Source organism: Veillonella sp. (assembly GCF_015058545.1).
In the GTDB taxonomy this organism is placed as follows: domain Bacteria; phylum Bacillota; class Negativicutes; order Veillonellales; family Veillonellaceae; genus Veillonella_A.
This window is the reverse complement of record NZ_SVCB01000089.1, coordinates 1-23,579: the sequence shown is the minus strand read 5'-3', so window position 1 is coordinate 23,579 and position 23,579 is coordinate 1. Positions and strand designations below refer to the sequence as shown.

The window sequence follows — 23,579 nt, the reverse complement described above, 5'->3', positions numbered from 1 at the left end:
TTTCGTTAATTGTTAGCACCTTTATTGTATCGGATTTTATTCAATATATCTTTTTTTGTGCAAAAAAAAGTAGGCGCCAAGAGGACACGCAACTAGCGTTTCTCTTTAGCGCCCCAAAATAAATTATAGAACCCTTTTTTTCGTCTTGTTTTTAATTGAGAAAAGAAGTATAATAATAGTCCTTGTGAACAAAATAAATTATAATGGCTTATTTCATACCCTAAAAGCAATTGCGTAAATTGCATAAAAATTTTGCAGATAAAAAATGAATATATTTAAAAAAATCTTCTTGACATAGAAGGAAAAACATTATCTTTTGTAGAAATATATATACAGTGAAGTTTATTAAGGGATGTGAGGAAATGAGTAGACACTTCGATGCTGAACTGATTGAACAGATAAAAGATGCAAATGACATTGTGTCAGTGATTTCTGAGCATATGACATTGAAGAAGAAGGGGAGGAATTACTGGGGCTGTTGTCCCTTTCATAATGAGAAAACGCCTTCATTCAGTGTAAACCCAGAAAAGGGCTTTTTTTATTGTTTCGGATGTCACGAATCAGGCAATGCGATTGGCTTTTTAATGAAATATGATGGACTGTCATTCCCTGAAGCCTTGGAAAGGTTGGCGAATCGTGCGGGCATTGCGTTACCTCAGCGCGATTTAACCAAAGAAGAATTACATCGGCAGGCACACAGGGAAAATTTGTACAAGGTGAATGCCTTGGCGGCTACATTTTTTCATAATTGCCTGACGCAGACTGAGATGGGTAAAGCAGGCCTTACCTATTTGGAGAAAAGAGGTCTTTCTAAAGACACTATCGAAAAATTCCAGCTTGGCTTTGCGCCCGACAATTGGGACAAACTATATCGCTCATTCAGAGAGCGAGGCATAGATGAACGCATATTAATTGAGACCGGTCTTTGCCGTAAAAGTAATGGTAAAACGTATGATTATTTTCGTAATCGTGTAATGTTTCCCATTATGGACGGGAAAGGGCGTGTCGTTGCGTTTGGTGGCCGTGTGCTGGATGACAGTAAGCCTAAATATTTAAACTCACCGGAATATGAATTATTCAATAAAGGCCATATGCTCTTTGCTTTTGACAAAGCATACCGAACTATTCGGGAGAAAAAACAGGTCATTTTAGTAGAAGGGTATATGGATGTTATAAGTGCTCATAATCGAGGGGTTACCAATGTAGTGGCCTCTTTAGGAACGGCTTATACCAAAGATCACGGGAGCTTATTAGTGCGTCAGGCTGATGAAGTCGTACTGGCCTATGATATGGACGGAGCCGGGCAACAAGCAGCGCGCAGGGCTATTGAGCTTTTACAAGATACGGAATTTAAAGTGCGCGTGGTAGCTATGCCGGACGGCAAAGATCCGGACGATTATGTGCGCAACCATGGGCCGGAAGCATTCTTAAAACTCGTAGATGAGGCCGTGCGGCCATTTGATTTTTACTTGAACAGTGCCATGATTCGGCACGACAGTAATACGATGGCCGGCAAACAGGCTATTTTAGAAGAAGTGTTTCCCCTCATAGGTGCTACAAGCAGTCAGATAGAGCGCGAAAATTATCTGAAAGCACTGGCATTGCCATTGTGGCTGGATAATAGTCAGATTTTTCGCATGTTTCGCCAATACTTGGCCAAAGGTGGGGTAGAATTACCAACCGATACGGCTAGTGAGGTTGTGCCGAAAAATGTGACGACCGAAGAAGACCGATTACTGGCCGCGGCCGTAGTTTGGCCGGCGGCTTGGGAACGGATTCATCAATATTTACCGTTGGAGGATATAACCAATCCTTTGTACCGTGCTTTGTTTAACAAAGCCGGAGAACTTCTAAGTAAGACCGGTGCGCTTACATCAGTGGCGCTGGAAGAAATGCTTACTGACGATGAAAAGACCGCTTATGGTCGCTTAATGGTGCTTGGTGAAGGCGAGTATAAGGAAGCACAAGTGGATGGCTATATACGAGCAGTGCGCTTGAAGTCATTACGAGAACAGTATAAACAACATAGTGTGTTAGCAGATCAACTGAACCGGGCAGGTAATCCTAAATTCATTGAGGAATTGCGTATTTGCCAGGAATTACAAACATTGATTAAAGAATGGTCTCGATAAACTATGAAAGAAAGGAAGAGCATTGTGGCTAAGAAGCAAACTAAATCACGGTTAGAAGAAATAATAGAACAATTACTGGCAAAAGGTCGTAAGGCAGGGGCATTAACGAGTAAAGAAATTACGGATGCTCTTCACGAAGAAGTAGAACTTACGGCTGAGCAGTTAGACGATATGTATGAAGTATTACAGAAAAGTAATATAGACGTTATCACCGATGATGCCGAAGTGGCAGCTGAAGAAGACGACATCATCGAAGATGAAGAAGAAAGCGACGAAGTTCGCGAAGCGAAAGAAGTAAGCCTTGACCTTAGTATTCCTGAAGGCGTTAACATTGACGACCCTGTAAGAATGTACTTAAAAGAAATCGGCCGCGTACCTTTGTTGTCCGCTGACGAAGAAATTCTTTTGGCTCAGCAGATTGAAGCGGGGGCCAAGGATGATGCGTCGTATAAAGAAATGAAAGCCGGCGAAAGAGCGAAACAGAAATTGATTGACGCCAACTTGCGTTTGGTAGTTAGTATCGCTAAACGTTATGTAGGTCGCGGCATGTTATTCTTGGATTTAATCCAGGAAGGTAACTTGGGCCTCATTAAAGCGGTTGATAAATTCGACTATACGAAAGGCTATAAATTCTCCACCTATGCAACATGGTGGATTCGCCAGGCCATTACCCGTGCGATTGCCGACCAGGCTCGTACGATTCGTATTCCGGTACATATGGTAGAAACGATTAATAAATTGATTCGTATTTCCCGTCAACTCTTACAGGATAAAGGTCGCGAACCATTGCCTGAAGAAATTGCGGAAGGTATGGGCATCAGTGTAGAACGTGTTCGTGAAATCCAGAAAATTGCACAGGAACCGGTTTCTTTGGAAACGCCAATCGGGGAAGAAGAAGACTCCCATTTGGGCGATTTCATCGAAGACCAGGATGCCATTGCGCCGGACGATGCAGCCAGCTACATCTTGCTTAAAGAACAAATCGAAGATGTATTCTCCTGCTTAACAGATCGTGAACAGCAAGTCTTGGTATTGCGTTTCGGCTTGAAAGACGGCAAACCTCGTACGTTGGAAGAAGTAGGTCAGCACTTCAGCGTTACCCGCGAACGTATTCGTCAGATTGAAGGTAAAGCTTTGACGAAACTTCGTAACCGTGGCAAACGCGATAAGATCAAAGACTTCTTATAAGATTAAACATTGGTAGTGATGCACTTAGAAAATTTGAGATTAACGTTGCCTATCGCTGGTGTATTGATGTGAATCACACTTTAAGTGTAGATTTTCGGCGTTATATTGACGTGAATCACACTTATTGTGTATAATATTTTGGTGGAATACTACGGTATTTCCCTATGGGCCTATAGCTCAGGGGTAGAGCAACCGGCTCATAACCGGTCGGTCCCTGGTTCGAACCCAGGTGGGCCCACCATATTCTCCAAAACGAACCACTGATTACTTGTGAAAGGTAATGGTGGTTCTTTTTTTGCTGTAATTATAGCCCAATTTCGACATACTGTCGCCAATAACGGTATATTTAACAAATGGATCTACAGGGCACTTCGAGGTTGTAGAGGTAGTGAGAGGTGGGAGACAGTGATTAGACCGAGATTGACATATATTAGTAATCAAAGGGGTGAAAAATTTTTAAAATCAATTAGCAGCAATGTAAGCGATTTTGTCGTATAGTATAAGATATAAAATTGGCTGAAAAACTGATAGTTTTATACAGGCAATTCATAATGATACCATAATATAAGAAGATACTTGAAAGGGCGCTTTTCTTGTAATGATATTTGATATATAATATAAATGATTTTTAGTTATCGTTGATTATAAATATGTTATTTTGGTATGACAATTGATTTTTATATTGATAAATTGTTATACTGTAGTTACATAGAAGGGGAAAGACTTTTGACTACAAAGAAAGTGCAAGTAATAACTTATTCTAAATATGAGGTTTATTCTGCAAGTAAATTATTGTTGTTAAGGATATTTGTAACACTTTTATCTTGCGTAATATTATGGACTAATGCTGAGGAGAGTAGATCTTTTTTTAATACTTTGGTAGTATTTTCTTTATCTCAATTATCATATATACTTAGTATTAAATGTAATGATAAAATCCGTCAATTATTTAGTTGGATTTCATTGGCGGTAATTTTGGTGATAACATTTATATCCGTAGTAGGGCTCATGGGAGTTGCTAGTATAGTGAATACGGATGTAGGATTTGTTATTGCGTTTATAAAACCTGGTAAATTAGTACCATTGTTTGGCAGTGAAGGCTTTGTAATTTCAATAGCGTTTGGACTGTTACTTCTGTACACAATTGAATAGGCAACTGGTTGGTTTGCTAAAAAAAATGATGGTACTGAAACTTCAAAGGCAGATACAGAATTTCCTATTGATGAAGAAAGGCGTGATTGATGTGATTGTATTATTTGCAATGATGTTGATTGCTGTTTACTTGGGATTAGTAACGTCTATAATATTTAGACTGAATCAAAATGGTGTTTTAGATGGACGCGTTTATCTAGCTTTTTTAGTTCCTATTTTGCATTTTATAGTTTGCCCTATAGTAATCATCGCTATAAAAAAAATAGTTTATATAGAAAAATGAGGGTTATATGGATAATGATGCTGATGTTCCCATTAGTTATAGCTCAGTATACTTTGGCATTGTCCCTGTTAAAAGAAGAATCTGAGGAAAGTGATACTCAAGTATATCAGACATTGTGTGAAAATAAATATAATAATATAGCTTTTGCTTAAAAAGTACTTACAATATAAACCGACCTCCTTAAAAATCTAAGTTTAAGGAGGTCGGTTTTTCGTGTAAAAATATAGTTTTAAGTTTAAGATAAAAGTTGTTACTGTTTCACTGCTTTTATTAGAAAAAAGTTGCTTCGTCCTAGGAGCTTTACTTTTATATTTTTAACTTTTCAATTATCTCTCCAAACTCCTTCAACGTTTTAATTGTTTCCTCAATTCTTTCTGTCGAAAGCTCGGTCACAGCCAGTTCTTCCTGTTTAAACAAAGGCAGAATGAGCTCTTTGGCAAATTCTTTACCAGTTGGCGTCAATTGAATGAGTTTTTCACGTTGATTATCCGGATTGGTAGTCATCGAGATGTATTTTTTAGCCAAGTGGCGTTTCACTAAGCTGTTGATTGTAGTCTTCGGGGCCTGGATTTGCTCCACAATATCTTTTTATGTCAGTGTATAATTAGGCGTCTCCATGAGGGCGTAGTAAAGCTGCATATCGTAATAGAGCAGGCCATGGGCTTTTGACCAATCATTATATATGTTTTTAATGTTTTGGACGGTTTCATAGAGTCGATTGACATATTCTCGATTCGACTTGGAGTCAGATATTTTTTTACTTATCTCATTGTAAATATTTTTGATAGAAGCTCACTAATTTATCAACTGCTTCTTGGTCCACGAAGTTATCCTTGTAGTACAAATCCATATGGGAGGCACCTTCGGTGTCGAATAATTCCGCATTGCTACCGGCTACTTTTACAGCATCTTCTGAAAAATGACGAGTGTCGGCTTCAGTACCAGCGATCATAAGCAACGTACGAGGGGCAATCCATTCCATGTGTTCGAATGGACGGAAGTGAGCTAATACATCATATTGTAACATACCCCAGCCGGTGGAGCGTTCGTTTTTTTATGCCGGCTATATAATAGTCATAATCTTCGCGGAACATACTGCGTTCCGGATAGGCTTCAGCTTTGGTAGGTGTGCCCGGATTTACATGAAATTGGAACGGACCGTCATCATGAGTCTCCGTGTTGCGGAGCAAACCTGCTTGATTTAACAAGGTATTGAGCATGGCCGGATCTTGTAATAATTCGCCTGCCGGATCCACCGCACTGACGGTAGCAATGGCTTTCATAAGACGGTCGGTTTGTTCCGTATAGGAAACATAGCTGCCGGCGGCACAAACGCCGAGAATGCCGATGTTCTTTTCATCAACAAAAGAACGCGAAGCCAAATAGGAAACAGCGCTTCTGATATTTTCCGCTCGCTGGAACGGATCTTCTAAACCACGAGGTTCGCGTTCACTTTCACCCTGACGGGCTTCGTCGAACGTAAGGGCGGAAAAACCCCGTTTCTATAATTCTTCGGAATAGTGTTCTGAGGTTTGTTCTTTCATGCCGCCCACAGGGTGACATACAACAATGCCTATCAATTGACGACCATCATAATCGTCCGGTAAATAGAGCATATCGCTTAATTTAATATTGAGACTATAGAACTTTACATTTGTTCGCATAAGATTAACTCATTTATCTTAAACCTAATCATATTGTAAAAAAATACTTTGACTCGATACTAACTCAATGGAATTTTAACTAATAGAGTTTCATTGATTTTTTTTACAATTTAAAGTACGATATCGTACTGTTTGCAAATTGCGTTATAGTTCGATATCGTACTATTGTCGATGGTAAATTTAAAGTTTTCGATTTTAATGGCTTTGAGGCAGGGTGTATTACTATACGAAGCTTGTTATAATGGGGGAGATTGTTTTAACAAAGGAAGGTGTTTTACGAGTTTAACCTATTAATATACTCAATCTTTTCCGGAGTAAACACAATCCTTGTCACGCCGTTAGCGTAATAAGATATTTCATACGGCTGATAGAGCATAGCAATTTTGCCCTCGCCGAGTAACACATAGTTATTGTTACGAATCGGAATTTTTTTATCGAGAATCTGGAATTCATTGTACTGTAATTGATGTTCGCGAGAGCTGAAAACAGGCAGCATGCCTTCCATGACTAATTTATACAATTGCTCATCGTCTTTAAGGTGGACATAGTTAGTGGCTGGGATGAGATTACCCGTGTGTTTGTCAAAACCGAGCCCTTGCGATGTGTAGTAGCCATGAGCACTTTGACCATTATACCAACCGCTTGTGATGATAAGCGATACATAATTATCATCTTCATAGGTCGTTTCGTAGTTTAAATTCACCATATACATTTTTTCTTTGTAATAGAGGTCGCGCATTTTTTCAACATAAACAGCAATTTCAGTGTTGACTTTAGTTTGGGCGGCTTCATTGTCAAGATAGACTAGCGGGTAGGTGAGGTTCATATTCACATCTGTTTGGTGCATTAGAACTGTATAGGCATCACTTGTAAATTGGGGGCAAGTAAAGCATGCAAGCAAGCCGGTAGACAGAAGAAGTTTTTTCCACATAAGATACCTCCGCAAAGATTGAGACTATAAACATACCAATAAAATACAAGTAGCTGTTGTTGATTGTTTCGACAGTCACACAGGAAACTCCTTCTATTTTAATGCGTACCAAGAAACAATCCGTGCTATGTGTTACAATATAATATATAGTAAAAAATATAATCACCTATTAAAGGATATATAGATTGAAAGGAATTAAGTCAATGAAAAAGATGACCGATAGGTTAGAAGCGGTATTTACCTTGATTCCGAAGGCTGAAGTTATTGCCGATATCGGTACGGATCATGGCTATTTAGCAGTGGAACTGGTAGCGCGCGGCCGTGCTAAAAAAGCGATTGCCGGCGATGTAAATAAAGGCCCTTTAGCTTCGGCTAAAGCCTATGTGGCGTCAACGGACGTGGCCCAATTTATCGATTGTCGTTTGGGCAATGGTTTGCAAGTGGTAAAAAAAGGCGAATTACAGGGCGTCGTTATTTGCGGTATGGGCGGTTTTTTAATGAGAGACATTATTGAAGAAGGTCCGGAATTATTGGACTTTTATGTACTCCAACCGCAGAACGGCCAGGCAGAGCTTCGCCAGTATATGGTGCAACAGGGCTATCGCATTGTGCGCGAAGTGATTATGACGGACATGGGTAAACATTACCAAGCATTCTTGGCGCTAAAAAAAGGCCGAGAATCAGACTATGTTACGGCTGATGGACCGGTTACACAAGCAATACTTGATGCAAAAGACCCTTATGACGCTCTGCCGAATACATCCTTGTTGTGGCTGGTAGGAGCGCTGGTTCAACGCGAAAAGCCACCTTTGTGGCAAGATCACATGGCGCATTTACTTCATATTCGTGAATCGGCCTTGGCAGGTATGACGGATGCTATGGCACATACGGAAAAATATCAAGCCTTAGCGGGCGAAGTTAAGGAATTAAAAGAATTACTATAAGCTGGTTTGCTAGATGGAATCCAGACAAATGGGCCAATCAATCGCCCAATGAATCAACTAATGAATCGGCTAATGAATTTGAATATTAACTTTTATAAAATAAAGGAGGCAATTATGGCTACAGTGCAGGATATCGCCAAAATCGTAGAAAAATTGGCACCAAAGCATTTAAAAGGAGATTGGGATAATGTAGGTCTTTTGGTAGGCGAACGCAACATGGAAGTGACCGGTGTTTTGACAACCCTTGACGTAACGCCGGAAGTGGTGGCGGAAGCGGAAGCGAAAGGCTGCAACCTGATTGTGAGCCATCATCCGGTAATTTTTAAAGAGATGAAGCAAGTAACCGATGAATCCGCTTTAGGTCGTTTGGTGATTCAACTGATTACCAAGAAAATTGCCGTGTACAGCGCCCATACTAATTTGGATATTGCACCGGGTGGCTTGAACGACTTGGCAGCGGCCCAAATTGGCTTAGGTAATGTGAAAGGGCTTGAGACTGTTCACGAACAAGGTTTTTGTAAAATTATTACCTTTGTACCGGCTACTCACCGTGATGTGGTAATGCAAGCCATGGGTGATGCGGGAGCCGGTCAAATAGGGAACTACAGTCATTGTGCTTTTTACACCGAAGGAACAGGTACTTTCAAACCATTAGACGGTGCTAATCCTTATATTGGCGAAGTCGGCAAAAGTGAAACGGTGAAAGAAGATCGCATCGAAGCCATTGTGCCACAGAATTTGGTGAACGCTGTCATCGAAGCTCTTTTAGCGGCCCATCCATACGAAGTGCCGGCCTATGAGGTACATCAATTGGTGACACCGAGTGAAGAAGCGACCATCGGCCGCATCGGTGAATTGGCGGATACGTTAGACACGGAAGGCTTTATAGAACTCATTAAAGCTTGTTTCCCACGGGGACGAGCGCGTTTTGGCGGGGCTAAAGTGGACGCTATTACTAAAGTAGCCCTTTGCACCGGCAGTGGCGCCGAATTTATTAAAGTGGCTGCTAAAATGGGGGCACAAGCTTATGTGACGGGTGACGTGAAGTATCACGATATGCAAATGGCCAAAGAACTGGGCATTTTAGTTGCTGATGTTGGTCATTTCGGTACTGAAATCGGCGCGGCCGCTTTATTGGCTGCTCATATAGGTATGCAATTACAAGAACAAAAAGTGACTGACGTGCCGGTTGTTAGCAGTGATGTACATGAAGATTTTTTCTTCGCATAAACGAAATAGGCTTAAATAAATATCGATTAGATAGTTTTTTAGGTAAATAGAATATTTAAGTAACAAAGTATGTTGCTTTGATTAGAGTGGGATAACTAGCAATAAACAGTGTTGAAGGTCAATCTCAATTAGATGGTTATCAGCTGATTCGATACCTTTAGATGTGCTATCTGTTCATACAAATATTGAGAAAAAGATAATTGACCTACTTCGCTGTATCTGCTAGACTTTAAGTAGCAAGTATGAAAGGTGATTGCGAGCGTAAGTTCGAGGAAAGTCCGAGCTCCATAGGGCAGGATGCCGGATAACGTCCGGCGTGGGTGACCATAGGGAATAGTGCCACAGAAAAGTAAACCGCCGCTTATGCGGTAAGGGTGGAACGGTGTCGGTAAGAGCGCACCAGCAATATAGTAATATATTGGCTCGGTAAACCCCATCCGGAGCAAGGCCGAATAGGGAAGGGATAAGGGTGGCCCGCCTACCTTTCGGGTTGTGCCGCTTGAGCCTATAAGCAATTATAGGCCTAGAAAGATAATCACCGCTGTGCAAACAGAACAGAACTCGGCTTATTGATTGCTTGCTTAAAACCGCTCTTCGGGGCGGTTTTATTTTAGTCAAAAATTGATTGGCAGATGAGTATAATTAAAACTAGAATGTAGATAAATATAATACATTTTTTGACTAAACATTGTCACCACATACGTATAATAAAACAATACTAAGAGGATTAGGTATTAAGGAGGGATTGTAATGTCTGTTACAAAAATTGAAAGCTTAGAAGCATTGGAAAAAGTAGTAAAAGAATCGTCTAAAGTGGTAGTTGCCGATTTTTGGGCCACTTGGTGCAAACCTTGTGAATTAATGAATCCCGAAATGGAAACATTAGCTGAAGACATGAAAGATGACATTGAAGTAGTTACCATTGATGTGGAAGCCCTAAAAGATGTTGCCTTGAAATATGAAATCCAAGGTATTCCTACCCTTATTTGCTTTAAAAACGGCAAAGAAAAAGATCGCATTGCAGGTTACAAACCGGCAGCCGTTGTAGAAGGCTTAATTCGTTCTATTATTAAATAATGTGTATTAAGTTATAGTTAAGTTTTGCCTGTAATACAGCAATTTCATGTAATATTCTATAGAAAATTTAAATACAACATGATATACTTACTATAATAATTAATATAAAAATTTAGATATTTTCCAAAGGACAGTAAAGTTATTGCAAGCGAGGGGGGGCCACCTGTGAAAGAGAAGACAAATAGTCTGTGGAAGTTATTCCAGGAACGTAAACTCAGCCGCCGCACATTTATGAAAACATGTGTGGCTTTGACCGCCATTTTAGGCATGCCACCGACCTTTTTAAATAAAGTGGTGGAAGCGGCCGACACGAAAGAATTACCAACCGTAATTTGGTTACATGGCCATGAATGTACAGGATGTGATGAATCCTTCATCCGTTCTACGTCACCATTTGCTTCCGATGTGGTATTAAACATGATTGCGTTGGAATACGATGATACCTTATCTGCAGCGGCAGGTGCTCCTTTTGAAGCTCACCTACATAAATTATTAAACGATAAAAAAGGGCAGTATGTATTAGCCGTTGAAGGCGGTGTACCTCTTGATGATAACGGTACCTATTGTATGGTTGGCGGTCGTCCGTTCGTTGACGTACTTAAAGAATGTGCCGCCGGCGCCGCTTTTATCATTGAATACGGTTCCTGTGCCGCTTGGGGCGGTGTTCAGGCGGCTAATCCAAACCCTACGAACACCGTATCGGTTTCTGAAGTCGTATCCGGTAAAAAGATTATTAAAGTACCGGGCTGCCCGCCAATTCCTGAAGTTATGACCGGCGTTATCATGCACTATGCCTTGTTTGGTGAAATCCCGCCACTCGATGTGGAAGGCCGTCCAAAACAATTCTACGGCAACCGCATTCACGATACATGCTATCGTCGTCCGTTCTTCGACTCCGGTCTTTTCGTTGAAAAATACGATGATGAAGGAGCGAAAGCCGGTTGGTGCCTTTATAAAATGGGCTGCCGCGGTCCGGTAACATACAACTCCTGCGGTAACTTGCGTTGGTGGAATGGTTTATCCTATCCGATTCAGTCCGGTTCCGGATGTATCGGTTGTAGTGAAAAAGGCTTCTGGGATAACGGTGTTTTCACGCAGCGTTTACCGCAAGTTCAGGTGGCCAATACAGTTACCACCGCTGATACCATCGGTACCATTGCCGGTCTTACCGCTTTCGGCGCCGTTGTGGCTCATGGTGGCGTAACCTTGGCTAAACATAAATATGATACAATTCAGCTTGAAAAGAAATTAATCGCTGAACAGGAAGCAAAAAAAGCAGCGTCTGAGCAGACGAATAACGAAGGAGGTAACCACTAATGAAACGTGTAGTAGTTGATCCGATTACTCGTATTGAAGGTCATTTGCGGGTTGAGGTGAATGTAGATGAAGCAACCGGTAAGGTAGAAGACGCGTTATCCAGTGGTACTGCATGGCGTGGTATTGAATTGGTAGCGAAAGGCCGCGATCCTCGTGATGTGTGGGCTTTTGTACAGCGTATCTGCGGTGTTTGTACATCTACTCATGCCATTGCATCCTTGCGTTCCGTGGAAGATGCTTTAGGCATTCAGATTCCGAAAAATGCCAACTATATTCGTAATATCATGCACAGTTGTTTAGATGCGCATGACCATATCGTTCACTTTTACCATTTACATGCGCTCGACTGGGTTAGCCCAATCGAAGCCTTAAAAGCCGATCCGGCACAAACAGCCGCACTTCAGGAAACAGTTCTTAAGAACTACAACTTGAGCGGTTTGGAACCGGCTGAAACACAAAGTACCTCTTCGGCGTATCCGAAAGAATTCCCGAAAGGTAATGCCACATATTATGCGGCTATTCAAGCGAAAGTTAAAAAAATCGTAGAAAGCGGTCAATTGGGTATCTTCGCGGCTCAGTGGTGGGATCATCCTGACTATCAGTTATTGCCGCCGGAAGTTCATTTGATGGGCGTAGCTCACTACCTCAACATTTTGGACCGCCAGCGTGATATTGTAACACCGCATGTTGTATTTGGCGGTAAAAACCCGCATCCGCATTTCTGTATCGGCGGTATGCCATGCTCCATTTCCATGGACGACATGAATGCACCGGTTAATGCGGCCCGCCTCGCCACCGTTGACGAATCCATTTCGTTGGCTAAGGATTTGGTAGATTACTTCTATGTACCTGATGTATTGGCAATCGGTCAGATTTATGCCAAAGCGGGTATGGTTGATGGCGGCGGCTTATCCAAAACACGCGCCATGGCCTACGGTGACTATCCGGATGAACCATATAGCGGTATTTCCAACGGCGATTATTTCAAAAAAATCTTAATCCGTGCCAACGGCGTGGTAGAAAACTTCGGCCTCGGCGTTGATAAAGCCACATTTATTCCGATGGACGGTCCTGATTTGATGAACCCTGACTTCTTATCGGAAGAAGTTGAACACTCCTGGTATGAATATCCAAACGGCACGAAGACGGCCCATCCTAGTGAAGGGATTACCAAACCTAACTATACCGGTCCTAAGACAGGTACTAAAGAACATTGGGAATTCCTCGATGAAACCAAGAAATATTCGTGGATTAAATCGCCAACCTTCAAAGGTAAAGCCTGCGAAGTTGGTCCGTTGGCAAAATATATCGTAGTGTATACGAAAGTAAAACAAGGCATCATCAGCAATCCGTCTTGGGCGGAACAGATGATTGTTAAACAAATTGACACCGTATCCTCCGTATTGGGCGTACCGGCTCATGTCTGGATGTGCAGTACGGTAGGTCGTACCGCTTGCCGTGCCCTTGATGCACAGGTTGCGGTTAATATGAGTCAATATATGTTCAACAAATTAGTTGCCAACATTAAAGGCGGCGACGAAGTAGTGGCGGATATGACTAAATTCGATCCTAATTCTTGGCCAAAAGAAGCCAAAGGCGTCGGTGTTCTTGATGCGCCACGCGGTGCCCTCGGTCACTGGAGCGTAATTAAAGACGCTAAAATCGACAACTACCAGTGTATCGTACCGTCTACTTGGAATGCCTGTCCTAAGACAATGGCGAACGAACATGGTGCGTACGAAGCCAATATGATTGATACGCGCGTTAAAATTGCGGACAAACCGCTTGAAATTTTGAAAGGGATTCACTCCTTTGACCCTTGCCTTGCTTGTGCAACACACTTGTACAATAAGAAAGGTGAAAAAATCGTCTCTGTTAATACGGATGCTTTGTGCAAATAATAGGGGGGATTCATATGTTAGAACAACCGGATAAAAAGCCGTATCGTGTATTTAGTCTGTGGTTGCGTATTTTTCACTGGACCATGGTGCTTTGCGTTACGTTCCTTTTCTGGACCGGTCTCTATATCGGGGATCCCGGGTTCAGTATGTTCGTAGGTAAAGAACCGGCGGAAGCGATTAACAGCTGGTTTTCTATGGAAATGATTCGCCGCGTTCACTTCGGATTTGCGTTTATCCTCATTTTTGCCTTTGTATTCCGCATCTATGGGGCCATTCGCTATCGCGGTGACCGTTTATTGCCTAAGTTCCGCAAACGCTTATATTGGGACGGTTTAAAACAAACCACGTTACACTATTTAATGTTACCGCGTCAGGAAGAACACCGTGTGCTTCGTAACTCCTTAGCACGTACCAGTTATTTAATTGTGTATATTATGATGTTCTTCGAAATCTGCACAGGCCTTGCCATGTATTTGCAGATTCGTCCTGACAGCTGGTTGGCCATCGTGTTCAACCCGGTAAATTTATTGTTTAACGAATATCAGATTCATATCATTCACCATTACATTGCTTGGTTCTTCTTATTATTCACGGTAGCTCATGTATACTTGGCCTTCCGCGAAGATGTAATGGAAGAATCCGGCGAAGTATCCAGTATGGTATCGGGTATGAAATTCTATCCGGAAGATCCGGAAGATATTGAGGATTTATATGGTAAACGAGAGTAATATTACCGTTTTAGGTGTAGGTAATATTTTGCTTACCGATGAAGGCTTGGGCGTACATGCCGTACAACAGTTGGAAAAAGAGTATGACTTTACGCCTGCCGTAAATATTATTGACGGTGGCACCATGGGCATGGAGCTTCTAAGTTACATGCGGGGGATGAAAAAACTTCTCTTGGTGGATGCCGTTAACGGTGGTGAAAAGCCCGGCACGATTTACGAGTTTCCTCATCAGGAAACGGAAAACTACTTCACCGGGAATATTTCCGTACACGAAGTGGGCATGCAGGATATTCTGCGTATTCGTGCTTTGCAGGAAGATCCCTTAGAGGATGCTACTGTTATCGGTGTAGAACCGGCCAGTCTTGAAGTAGGCTTTGAGCCTTCGGAAATCGTACAGGCTGCTATGCCGGAAGTGATTGAGCGTGTTATCCGGCAACTAAAAGCTTGGGGAATTGAGGTACGTAAGAAATGATAGAAAATTATGGCAATGTACAAGCCATTTTAAGAGAATTACAATTGGCGTTAAAACGACTCCGCGAAACAGGCGAGACACATACCATTTATATTGAAAAAACGGGTCTCACCATGGAAGAGCAGGTAGAAGTCATGGAAACGCTGGGGCGTGGCAACATTACCATTAATTTTACGGAAACGGATCAACCGGTGGAATGGTATGAAACGCAGTTTTCCGGCATTTGGCTCGGTACGTTCCGCAATGCTCGTGATGAAGCCATTGTGTACACGCTTGAAGTCGGCCGTTATCCAAGCCTCTGCGGCGCGTTTGACGAAGATATTGAAACTGCTGAAGAGGAACTTCAGACGTGGATTGACGCTGCCGATATGTAAAACAATAAGTAATTTACAACTAGTAAGTTACAGTAAGTAAGTTAATATGTTTTTAACACCTGTGAAACTTAAAAAAGGGTTTCACGGGTGTTTTTTTATGTGATTATCCATAAAGAATATTATAAATTTAGCGATATTAACAAAAATGTTTGCCGATTTTGCTGATTTTATGGAGTTTTCTAAACGCTCCATGAAGCAAATCAAGATAATCAGGTCTTTTTGTGCGTTAAAATTCACGATAATTTCATAGTACGAGGCGATTTTACATGAAAAATTCATGGTAGATGATGAAGAAGATGAAACTGAAAAACTTATTTTGGTTTTTTAGTTTTGAAAATTTTCGGAGATAAAAACAATCCGAAAGGGTATAAATCCCTTAATAACAGGGTTTACAGGTTGTTCAATACATCTTTATATCTAATATTATAGATTTAAACATGCTTTCCTTGAACGTGAAGTTTTGGTACTTTCATTTTGAATTTAGTTTTCGTTGGTATTATGTGTCCATAGGTTAGTTCAGACGATGAAACAACTGAGTTAACGAAATAATATATTACATTGTGAGGAAACATGGACACTCCAATCGAAACATTATTTCTTAATTCCTTTTGTTTCGGAAGTTGACAACCTAAAAGATATATTTTAGTTGTTTTATTCCGAAAGGGGTAATAATTATGAAAAAACGTTTTGCAGCTGTATTTGCGGCCACTGCCGTACTTGGTGTAACTTCTGCGTTCGCCGCTAATCCATTCTCCGATGTAACTCCTAATGACTGGGCTTACCAGAGCGTAGCTCAGTTGGCAGCAGCCGGTGTTATCAACGGTTATCCTGATGGCACTTTTAAAGGCCAGAACAACATCACTCGTTATGAAATGGCTCAGATGGTAGCTAAAGCAATGGCTAACGAATCCCGTGCCAACGCTGAACAGCAAGCTATGATCAACCGCTTAGCTAACGAATTCGCTGATGAATTGAATAACTTGGGCGTACGTGTTTCCAACTTGGAAAACAAAGTAGGTAATGTAAAAGTAACCGGTGATGCTCGTCTTCGTTACCAAGGTTCTGATAAAAAAGGTGTAATCAGCTCCGATAACACTAGTAAGAAATCCCAGTTTGATATGCGCGGTCGTGTACAATTCAATGCTAATGTAAACGACAACACTTCCGCTGTTATCCGTGTAACCAGTGGTGATATGGAATTCGGTGATTCCACAACATCTGATGTAGAATTTGACCGTGTATATGTAGCTCACAAATTCGGTAAAGATACTACAGCAGTTGCCGGTCGTTTCGGTGCCTTCGTTGGTAATGGTTTAGTATACGATGATACGTTTGATGGTGCTGTTTTAAACTATGACAATGGCAACTTCTCCGCAACCGCTGCTTACGGTTCCTTCATGGAAGGCGGCTTGTTCAATAACGGTGGCATGGGCTCCTATGCACATGACTTCAGCGATGCATCCGCTGATGACAATGCAACCGTAACATTGTTACAGGCTAAAGCAAAACTCGGTGAACATGCAACTGTTGGCGGTTTCTATACCTTCGGTAACAAAAACTTAGATAACGATATCTATGGCGGTTCCTTAGACCTCAACTACGGTAAAGTTTGGTTAGGCGGCGAATATGCAACCTTCTCCGATAAAGACGGCACTTTGGTACAATCTAACGATAAAGACGCTTGGGTAGCCGGTATCGGTTACGGCGACTACGATATCGCTAAAGAAGGTACTTGGGGCGTTAAAGTTCAGTACTTCGATGAAGGCAATACTCCCCTGTAATCAGCTCCACCTTCAACCAACCATACAACAGCGATTACAAAGCTTGGATGGCATCCGTTGATTATGCATTGGCTAAAAACGTAGGTCTTTCCGGTTACTGGGCATTCAATGCTGAAGACCAGAGCGGTAACGACTTAGGCGATTACTACCGTGCAGAATTGAACTACAAATTCTAATAGTTGAATTGAATTAAATTCTCAATTAAGAAGAAAAATTACATATAAATTGACTATAAAATGTTAATTCTAAGGTAAATTTTAAGAGCCGATTGGCACGAGAAATCGTGTTAATCGGCTCTGTTTTTTATGCATTTTATAGGGATATGATTGATGTAATTTACATGAATTTTACATACTGTGTAATTGTAGTGGACAAAAACATGTGTTAATAAAAAGAAACATAAAGTAAATATAAAAATCAAGCTAATCAATATATTATAATTATAAATCAAATTAGAGAGGGGTATATGTATTTGATATCTTACAATTTGTTTTCTCTTAATAGACTAAATATAGATAAATTCTCAATTTATTCAGAAAACTCTGAAAAAATAGATTAACAATTCGTGTAATATTGCTATAAATGAGAATTGACGATAATTGAAGTATTCATGAGGGGTACAAGTTATATTACATCGAAAATTGTCATATTTTTTCTTGGAAACTCGTGGACAAATTTTGAGTTTTCTTTACAAATCATGAAGACCGCGATACAATGATTACAGAACGAACGACATCGAAATTCATTAATATGAGAAAAGCGGTCACTTGTGAGGAAACATGGACACTCCATTTAAGATTACTGAGTATCTGAAATGAAGAATAGATAATGTTGGTTCAAACATTATTAAATCTTTTTTTGGAAAGAGGTAATTTATTATGAAAAAACGTTTTGCAGCCGTATTTGCAGCAACTGCTGTACTTGGCGTAACTACTGCTTTCGCAGCAAACCCATTTTCTGATGTAACTCCTAACGATTGGGCATACCAGAGCGTAGCTCAGTTGGCAGCAGCCGGTGTAATCAACGGTTACCCAGATGGCACTTTCAAAGGCCAGAACAACATCACTCGTTACGAAATGGCTCAGATGGTAGCTAAAGCTATGGCTAACGAAGCTCGTGCTAACGCTGAACAGCAAGCTATGATTAACCGTTTGGCTGATGAATTCGCTAGCGAATTAAACAACTTGGGCGTTCGTGTTGCTACTTTGGAAAACAAAGTTGGTAATGTAAAAGTAACCGGTGACGCTCGTCTTCGTTACCAGGGTTCCGACAAAAAAGGTATGTTCGCTACTTCCGAAAATAGCAGCAAACGTTCCTTATTCGACTACCGTGCACGTGTTCAGTTCAATGCTAATGTAGCTGATAACACTTCTGCTGTAGTTCGTATCGTTACAGCTGGCGACAACAACGGTTATGATGGTGTAGAATTTGGCGATGCACAAAATGATGCAACTGTTAAATTCGACAACATGTATGTTGCTCACAAATTCGGTAAAGACACTACTGCTGTAATCGGTCGTTTCGATAACACTATCGGTAATGGTTTAGTATACGACGATCCATTCGATGGTGCTGCTATCACTTATGACAACGGCAACTTCGCATTGACCGGTGGTTACGGTTCCTTCATTACCGGTAACTTGTTCAGCGCTTACGGTTCCGACAACCGTTCCGTTGAAGATGGTATTTCCATCGACAGCAAAGATGCTGACACTAACTACAAAGTAGCTCTTGCACAAGTTAAAGGTAACTTGGGTGAACACGCTACTATCGGTGGTTTCTACGCTTGGGGCTTAGACAACTTGGATAACGATATCTACGGCGGTTCCTTAGATCTTCAGTTCAACAAATTGTGGATCGGTGGCGAATATGCTACTTGGGACAAAAACTGGAATACTGGCGTAAACAACGACGGTAAGGATGCTTGGGTAGCCGGTGTTGGCGTAGGTAACTACGACATCGAAAACGAAGGTACTTGGGGCGTTAAAGTTCAGTACTTCGACCAGGCTAAACATTCTCCAGTAATCAGCTCTACTTGGAATCAACCAGTAAACTCCGACTACAAAGCTTGGATGGCTACTGTTGATTACGCTTTGGCTAAAAACGTTGGCTTGTCCGCTTACTGGGCATTCAACGCTGAAAACCAAGACGGCGCTGACTTACCAGACTACTACCGTGCAGAATTGAACTACCAGTTCTAATCTGACCTATAATTACTATAATATAGTAGTTTCGGATATAAAAAGACAACTTCTTCGGAAGTTGTCTTTTTTTGTTGTCGTAAATATCAACAAAAATCAATATAGGGACAAACGTTGATGAATAAAGGGGTTGTAAGGTGTGAGTTTGATGAAGTTGAATCCTTTTTAAGAAGACAGATGCATAACCTATGCGAAATAATCATAATAAAACCCTTTGATTTTTGATTCGAGTGTGGTATTATGTCCGTAGATTGGTAGTCATGACAGCTTCATGATTGACAGAAAATGTAATTAAGTGCGAGGAAACATGGACACTCCATTGTAAATTACATGAGTATAGAAATATGAAGAATGAAATGAGATGCCATCTGCTATTTTATTTCTTTTTTCTGTTTTTTACCGAAAGGGGTAATTACAATGAAAAAACGTTTTGCAGCCGTATTTGCAGCAACTGCTGTACTTGGCGTAACTACTGCATTCGCAGCAAACCCATTCTCCGATGTAACTCCTAACGATTGGGCATACCAGAGCGTATCTCAATTGGCAGCAGCTGGTGTAATCAACGGTTACCCAGATGGCACTTTCAAAGGCCAGAACAACATCACTCGTTACGAAATGGCTCAGATGGTAGCTAAAGCTATGGCTAACGAAGCTCGTGCTAATGCTGAACAACAAGCTATGATCAACCGTTTGGCTGATGAATTCGCTAGCGAATTGAACAACTTGGGCGTTCGTGTTGCTACTTTGGAAAACAAAGTTGGTAACGTAAAAGTTACCGGTGACGTTCGTCTTCGTTATCAGGGTTCTGACAAAAAAGACATGTTCTCCAATAGTAACAACCCTAACAAAAAATCTAAATTTGACTATCGTGGTCGTATCCAGTTCAATGCTAATGTAGCTGACAACACTTCTGCTGTTGTTCGTGTAACAACTGGTGACAATGAATTCGGTAATGCTTCTGCAAGCAGTAATGTTAAATTTGACCGTGTGTATGTAGCACATAAATTCGGCCAAGATACTACATTGGTAGCTGGTCGTTTTGGTGCCTTCATTGGCGGCGGTTTAATCTATGATGATACTTTTGACGGTGCTGCTTTGGCATACGACAATGGTAACTTCGCTGCTACAGCTGCTCATGGCTACTTCATGGCTGGTAACTTATTCGGTAGTGCTACAGAAGATGGCCTAGATATTGATTCTTTAAATGCTGATACTAACGTTTCCGTAACTTTATTACAAGCTCAGGGCAAATTGGGTGAACATGCTACTATCGGTGGTTTCTACGCAATCGGTAACCGTTTCCTTGACGACGATATCTATGGTGGTCATTTAGATCTTCAATTCGACAAAGTTTGGATTGGCGGCGAATATGCTACTTGGAAAGATGACATCGATGACAGCAACAAGACAGATGCTTGGGTAGCCGGTATTGGTTTCGGTAACTACAACATTAAAGAAGAAGGTACTTGGGGCGTTAAAGTTCAGTACTTCGATGAAGCTAAATACTCTCCAGTAATCAGCTCCACTTGGAACCAACCATATAATGCTGACTACAAAGCTTGGATGGCTACTGTAGACTATGCATTGGCTAAAAATGTTGGCTTGTCCGCTTACTGGGCATTCAATGCAGAAGACCAAGACGGTAACGATTTGAGCGATTACTACCGTGCAGAATTAAACTACAAATTCTAATTTCTCGTAAAACAGAATTAATAAGTAGTGAAAATAAGGCAACCACTTCCTTCGGGAAGTGGTTGTTTTTGTTGCCATTTTAAGGGAATTTGGACTAAATTTTATTATAAAAATCTATAAATATGAAGGATTTTGAAAATTTATGTCGAAATTATTTAGTATGGTATTTTATTTTTAGGTAAGAGGAGGTTTATCTATGAAGAGAATTTTTTCACTGTTAATGATGGGGATTTTTATTTTAGTTGGAGCTGTATTTACAACAAATGCCTTTGATGTTACCGCTTATTCTAATAGCGACAGTAAAGAAAGAATAATGCCGCTTGTCTATGTAGGCAATGCGGGAGTAAGTAATGAAACAGAAGCCAGAGAAATTTTATACAAAGCAATTGATCGTGAACTGGCTAAACATAAAAATTTATCACCTGTTAGTATGTCCGAAAGCCAAAGCGTATTTGAAGAATACTTATTGGAAAACGATTTGAATCCTGATGATACTGCTTTGGGACGTGGTTATGTGCCTAAGAAAAAAGAATTAAATGAGATGGCACAGCAAACTAATTCCGATTATGTATTATTGATTAATGCGAGAATTACCGATTCGAAAGTAAAAACCGCTTGGCTCGGTTTTTCGCCGGTAAAATTTGAAGTTACCGTATTGTACACGGTCCTTATTTACTCCGTTAAAGAAGATAAATATGTGTACAATGAGAAATATATCGTTAAGGAAAATGCTGCCGGTACTAGTAGTACCGAACGAGCTTTTAAAAAGGCTTGTATCAAATTTGCCGATAGAGAATTTACACTTGATCAGATGACGTTAACTAAAGCGGCTATGCAAAATAATTAATACCTCTGTCATTTGATAAATCTTGGGATTGATTAAAAACCAATGAAATCAAAAATAGCACTATGAATTTGAGATGATTATTTTTCAAATTCATAGTGCTATAATAATATTCAGAGCTATTAACGTGAGTTACGTTCATCACCGAAAGGTAGTGATACTATGACTGTATACGAAGCTATATCATTAATGATTGGTTTTGCTATTCTTATAGAGCAAATTATTTCATTAAAGAAATACACCTAACGCCCAGAAGTATTGCCGTACTTCATACGTTAGGAGTATCTGTTCATACACTTTAGATGAGCCTAACGCCTACACACGTTAATAGCTCTCTTTATATTTTTAGTATATCATATTTGACCATATCGTCAAGTTATGAGCAACATGGAATATAAAGATAATCAAAAACAACCACCTCCAAAGGAAGTGGTTATTTTTGTGTTACGAGATAATTCTATTTCTGGTACAATTAGAATTTGTAGTTTAATTCTGCACGATAGTAATCGCTTACTTTTTTGCTTCCATCACCATCGAGGTCTTGCTGTTGTTTACCATCAAATGCATAGTATGCAGATAAGCCTACATTATCAGCTAATGCATAATCAACTGTTGCCATCCAGCCTTTATAATTGCTGTTAACAGGTTGATTCCATGTAGAACTGATTACAGGAGATAATGCACCTTGGTCAAAGTATTGAACTTTGATATCCCAAGTACCTGCTTTTTTAATATCATAGTCGCCATAACCAACACCAGCAACCCAAGCATCTTTATCTAATTTACTGCCGGCATACTTAAGTTCAGTTCGAGTTCCGTCAATTTTGAAATCATCTTTGAATGTAGCATATTCGCCACCAATCCAGAATTTGCCAAAATTAAGGTCTAAAGATGCACCATAAATATCGTTATCTAAACTAACATCGCCAATGCCATCAATTTCTAAAACGCCTGTACGGTTTGTTAATGCATAGAAAGCACCAATTGTAGCATTTTCACCTAATTTTGCTTTAGCTTGTAATAAAGTTAAAGAAGTATTAGTATCGGCATTCAAACCATCTACATCGAAACCACGGCTGTAATCATCAAAGAATACACTACCATCAAATAAAGTACCAGCTACAAAATAGCCATGAGCTGCTGTAGCGCTGAAATTGCCGTTGTCATAAGTTACTGCAGCACCATCAAAAGTGTCATCATAAATTAAACCATTACCAACAACTACACCAAAACGACCAGCTACGGCAGTTGTATCTTGACCGAATTTATGCGCTACATACATACGATCGAATTCAACATCGCTACTTTTAGCATTGCCAAATTCAGTAGAACCTGTAGATACACGGATTACAGCGGATGTATTTTCGTTTACATTAGCATTGAATTGAACACGACCACGATTGTCAAATTTAGATTGTTTATTAGGACGTGCTTCAGTACCTAAATAATAACGACCTTTCTTTTCAAAGCCTTGGTAACGAAGACGAACGTCACCGGTAACTTTTACGTTACCAACTTTGTTTTCCAAAGTAGCAACACGAACGCCCAAGTTGTTCAATTCGCTAGCGAATTCATCAGCCAAACGGTTGATCATAGCTTGTTGTTCAGCGTTAGCACGAGCTTCGTTAGCCATAGCTTTAGCTACCATCTGAGCCATTTCGTAACGAG

22 protein-coding genes, 1 tRNA gene, 1 other RNA gene and 1 pseudogene are annotated in these 23,579 nt (G+C 40.6%); 19 read left to right on the top strand and 6 right to left on the bottom strand.

All coding sequences use genetic code 11. From position 1 onward, the window contains the following. Nucleotides 1-362 precede the first annotated feature (362 nt). From dnaG to E7204_RS06070, 5 genes are all read left to right on the top strand, one after another. The gene (gene dnaG, locus E7204_RS06090) at nucleotides 363-2,132 is read left to right on the top strand and encodes a DNA primase (protein WP_295182805.1); all 1,770 of its coding nucleotides are present in this window, start codon (nucleotides 363-365) and stop codon (nucleotides 2,130-2,132) included. Nucleotides 2,133-2,156: 24 nt separating this feature from the next. Then, the gene (gene rpoD, locus E7204_RS06085) at nucleotides 2,157-3,320 is read left to right on the top strand and encodes an RNA polymerase sigma factor RpoD (protein WP_021841649.1); all 1,164 of its coding nucleotides are present in this window, start codon (nucleotides 2,157-2,159) and stop codon (nucleotides 3,318-3,320) included. A 166-nt stretch (nucleotides 3,321-3,486) separates the two neighbouring features. Next, nucleotides 3,487-3,561, top strand: a tRNA-Ile gene (locus tag E7204_RS06080). A 485-nt stretch (nucleotides 3,562-4,046) separates the two neighbouring features. Further along, nucleotides 4,047-4,472: a hypothetical protein gene (locus E7204_RS06075; protein ID WP_295182803.1), complete on the top strand. Its 426-nt coding sequence runs from the start codon at nucleotides 4,047-4,049 to the stop codon at nucleotides 4,470-4,472. A 70-nt stretch (nucleotides 4,473-4,542) separates the two neighbouring features. Further along, the gene (locus tag E7204_RS06070; protein WP_295182801.1) at nucleotides 4,543-4,755 is read left to right on the top strand and encodes a hypothetical protein; all 213 of its coding nucleotides are present in this window, start codon (nucleotides 4,543-4,545) and stop codon (nucleotides 4,753-4,755) included. 306 nt (nucleotides 4,756-5,061) lie between these two features. On the opposite strand, the gene E7204_RS06065 is transcribed toward E7204_RS06070, so the two are convergent. The 5 genes from E7204_RS06065 to E7204_RS06045 all read right to left on the bottom strand — a co-directional run bounded on the left by E7204_RS06065 (nucleotide 5,062) and on the right by E7204_RS06045 (nucleotide 7,266). Then, nucleotides 5,062-5,334: a hypothetical protein gene (locus tag E7204_RS06065; RefSeq protein WP_295182799.1), complete on the bottom strand. Its 273-nt coding sequence runs from the start codon at nucleotides 5,332-5,334 to the stop codon at nucleotides 5,062-5,064. A 187-nt stretch (nucleotides 5,335-5,521) separates the two neighbouring features. Then, nucleotides 5,522-5,782, bottom strand: coding sequence for an alpha/beta hydrolase (locus E7204_RS06060; RefSeq protein WP_295182797.1), 261 nt, complete (start codon nucleotides 5,780-5,782; stop codon nucleotides 5,522-5,524). Continuing rightward, the gene (locus E7204_RS06055; protein ID WP_295182795.1) at nucleotides 5,769-6,137 is read right to left on the bottom strand and encodes a hypothetical protein; all 369 of its coding nucleotides are present in this window, start codon (nucleotides 6,135-6,137) and stop codon (nucleotides 5,769-5,771) included. Before E7204_RS06055 ends, E7204_RS06060 begins: the two co-directional genes overlap by 14 nt. 120 nt (nucleotides 6,138-6,257) lie before the next feature. After that, nucleotides 6,258-6,419: a hypothetical protein gene (locus E7204_RS06050; protein WP_295182793.1), complete on the bottom strand. Its 162-nt coding sequence runs from the start codon at nucleotides 6,417-6,419 to the stop codon at nucleotides 6,258-6,260. A 274-nt stretch (nucleotides 6,420-6,693) separates the two neighbouring features. Then, a complete protein-coding gene (locus tag E7204_RS06045) occupies nucleotides 6,694-7,266 on the bottom strand; it encodes a hypothetical protein (RefSeq protein ID WP_295182791.1) in 573 nt (190 codons plus the stop codon). 287 nt (nucleotides 7,267-7,553) lie between these two features. On the opposite strand from E7204_RS06045, the gene E7204_RS06040 reads away from it, so the two are divergent. The 14 genes and pseudogenes from E7204_RS06040 (at nucleotide 7,554) to E7204_RS09615 (ending at nucleotide 22,157) form a co-directional block, all read left to right on the top strand. Then, nucleotides 7,554-8,294 carry a class I SAM-dependent methyltransferase gene (locus E7204_RS06040; RefSeq protein WP_295182789.1) on the top strand — a complete coding sequence of 247 codons (741 nt, stop codon included), beginning with the start codon at nucleotides 7,554-7,556 and terminating at the stop codon, nucleotides 8,292-8,294. 114 nt (nucleotides 8,295-8,408) lie between these two features. Then, nucleotides 8,409-9,524 carry a Nif3-like dinuclear metal center hexameric protein gene (locus E7204_RS06035; protein WP_295182787.1) on the top strand — a complete coding sequence of 372 codons (1,116 nt, stop codon included), beginning with the start codon at nucleotides 8,409-8,411 and terminating at the stop codon, nucleotides 9,522-9,524. A 236-nt stretch (nucleotides 9,525-9,760) separates the two neighbouring features. Beyond that, nucleotides 9,761-10,109: RNase P RNA component class A (gene rnpB / locus E7204_RS06030), an RNA gene on the top strand. Between the two features lie 165 nt (nucleotides 10,110-10,274). Next, nucleotides 10,275-10,601, top strand: coding sequence for a thioredoxin (gene trxA / locus E7204_RS06025; protein WP_295182785.1), 327 nt, complete (start codon nucleotides 10,275-10,277; stop codon nucleotides 10,599-10,601). Between the two features lie 165 nt (nucleotides 10,602-10,766). Next, entirely contained in the window at nucleotides 10,767-11,918 is a 1,152-nt protein-coding gene (locus tag E7204_RS06020; RefSeq protein WP_295182784.1) for a hydrogenase small subunit, read from the top strand. Beyond that, nucleotides 11,918-13,819, top strand: coding sequence for a nickel-dependent hydrogenase large subunit (locus E7204_RS06015; RefSeq protein ID WP_295182782.1), 1,902 nt, complete (start codon nucleotides 11,918-11,920; stop codon nucleotides 13,817-13,819). The genes E7204_RS06020 and E7204_RS06015 overlap by 1 nt, the downstream gene beginning before the upstream one ends. Nucleotides 13,820-13,833: 14 nt before the next feature. Next, entirely contained in the window at nucleotides 13,834-14,547 is a 714-nt protein-coding gene (cybH, locus tag E7204_RS06010) for a Ni/Fe-hydrogenase, b-type cytochrome subunit (RefSeq protein WP_295182780.1), read from the top strand. Then, nucleotides 14,531-15,019, top strand: a complete 489-nt coding sequence (locus E7204_RS06005; RefSeq protein ID WP_295182778.1) for a HyaD/HybD family hydrogenase maturation endopeptidase — start codon at nucleotides 14,531-14,533, stop codon at nucleotides 15,017-15,019. The genes cybH and E7204_RS06005 overlap by 17 nt, the downstream gene beginning before the upstream one ends. Further along, nucleotides 15,016-15,393, top strand: a complete 378-nt coding sequence (locus E7204_RS06000; protein WP_295182775.1) for a hydrogenase expression/formation C-terminal domain-containing protein — start codon at nucleotides 15,016-15,018, stop codon at nucleotides 15,391-15,393. Before E7204_RS06005 ends, E7204_RS06000 begins: the two co-directional genes overlap by 4 nt. A 674-nt stretch (nucleotides 15,394-16,067) precedes the next feature. Further along, nucleotides 16,068-17,350 (top strand): annotated as a pseudogene (locus tag E7204_RS05995) (S-layer homology domain-containing protein). A gap of 702 nt (nucleotides 17,351-18,052) precedes the next feature. Next, a complete protein-coding gene (locus E7204_RS05990; RefSeq protein WP_295182772.1) occupies nucleotides 18,053-19,375 on the top strand; it encodes a putative porin in 1,323 nt (440 codons plus the stop codon). A 417-nt stretch (nucleotides 19,376-19,792) separates the two neighbouring features. Beyond that, nucleotides 19,793-21,067 carry a putative porin gene (locus tag E7204_RS05985; RefSeq protein ID WP_295182770.1) on the top strand — a complete coding sequence of 425 codons (1,275 nt, stop codon included), beginning with the start codon at nucleotides 19,793-19,795 and terminating at the stop codon, nucleotides 21,065-21,067. Between the two features lie 196 nt (nucleotides 21,068-21,263). Continuing rightward, nucleotides 21,264-21,914, top strand: a complete 651-nt coding sequence (locus E7204_RS05980) for a hypothetical protein (protein WP_295182767.1) — start codon at nucleotides 21,264-21,266, stop codon at nucleotides 21,912-21,914. A gap of 159 nt (nucleotides 21,915-22,073) precedes the next feature. After that, nucleotides 22,074-22,157, top strand: coding sequence for a putative holin-like toxin (locus tag E7204_RS09615; RefSeq protein ID WP_366483575.1), 84 nt, complete (start codon nucleotides 22,074-22,076; stop codon nucleotides 22,155-22,157). A gap of 226 nt (nucleotides 22,158-22,383) precedes the next feature. Here the strand turns inward: E7204_RS09615 and E7204_RS05975 are convergent. Next, a partial coding sequence (locus E7204_RS05975; protein WP_295182764.1) for a hypothetical protein occupies nucleotides 22,384-23,579 on the bottom strand: 1,196 nt, incomplete at its 5' end.

What these genes read in the sequence shown, in the direction of transcription:
- E7204_RS06000 (WP_295182775.1), top strand. Translation starts at nt 15,016, where the DNA reads ATGATAGAAAATTATGGCAATGTACAAGCCATTTTAAGAGAATTACAA.
- E7204_RS05980 (WP_295182767.1), top strand. Translation starts at nt 21,264, where the DNA reads ATGAAGAGAATTTTTTCACTGTTAATGATGGGGATTTTTATTTTAGTT.
- E7204_RS05985 (WP_295182770.1), top strand. Translation starts at nt 19,793, where the DNA reads ATGAAAAAACGTTTTGCAGCCGTATTTGCAGCAACTGCTGTACTTGGC.
- E7204_RS06040 (WP_295182789.1), top strand. Translation starts at nt 7,554, where the DNA reads ATGAAAAAGATGACCGATAGGTTAGAAGCGGTATTTACCTTGATTCCG.
- dnaG (WP_295182805.1), top strand. Translation starts at nt 363, where the DNA reads ATGAGTAGACACTTCGATGCTGAACTGATTGAACAGATAAAAGATGCA.
- E7204_RS06070 (WP_295182801.1), top strand. Translation starts at nt 4,543, where the DNA reads ATGAAGAAAGGCGTGATTGATGTGATTGTATTATTTGCAATGATGTTG.
- E7204_RS06060 (WP_295182797.1), bottom strand. Translation starts at nt 5,782, where the DNA reads ATGTTACAATATGATGTATTAGCTCACTTCCGTCCATTCGAACACATG.
- E7204_RS06005 (WP_295182778.1), top strand. Translation starts at nt 14,531, where the DNA reads ATGGTAAACGAGAGTAATATTACCGTTTTAGGTGTAGGTAATATTTTG.
- E7204_RS06045 (WP_295182791.1), bottom strand. Translation starts at nt 7,266, where the DNA reads ATGCACCAAACAGATGTGAATATGAACCTCACCTACCCGCTAGTCTAT.
- E7204_RS06050 (WP_295182793.1), bottom strand. Translation starts at nt 6,419, where the DNA reads ATGCGAACAAATGTAAAGTTCTATAGTCTCAATATTAAATTAAGCGAT.
- trxA (WP_295182785.1), top strand. Translation starts at nt 10,275, where the DNA reads ATGTCTGTTACAAAAATTGAAAGCTTAGAAGCATTGGAAAAAGTAGTA.
- cybH (WP_295182780.1), top strand. Translation starts at nt 13,834, where the DNA reads ATGTTAGAACAACCGGATAAAAAGCCGTATCGTGTATTTAGTCTGTGG.
- E7204_RS09615 (WP_366483575.1), top strand. Translation starts at nt 22,074, where the DNA reads ATGACTGTATACGAAGCTATATCATTAATGATTGGTTTTGCTATTCTT.
- E7204_RS06035 (WP_295182787.1), top strand. Translation starts at nt 8,409, where the DNA reads ATGGCTACAGTGCAGGATATCGCCAAAATCGTAGAAAAATTGGCACCA.
- E7204_RS06015 (WP_295182782.1), top strand. Translation starts at nt 11,918, where the DNA reads ATGAAACGTGTAGTAGTTGATCCGATTACTCGTATTGAAGGTCATTTG.
- E7204_RS05990 (WP_295182772.1), top strand. Translation starts at nt 18,053, where the DNA reads ATGAAAAAACGTTTTGCAGCCGTATTTGCAGCAACTGCTGTACTTGGC.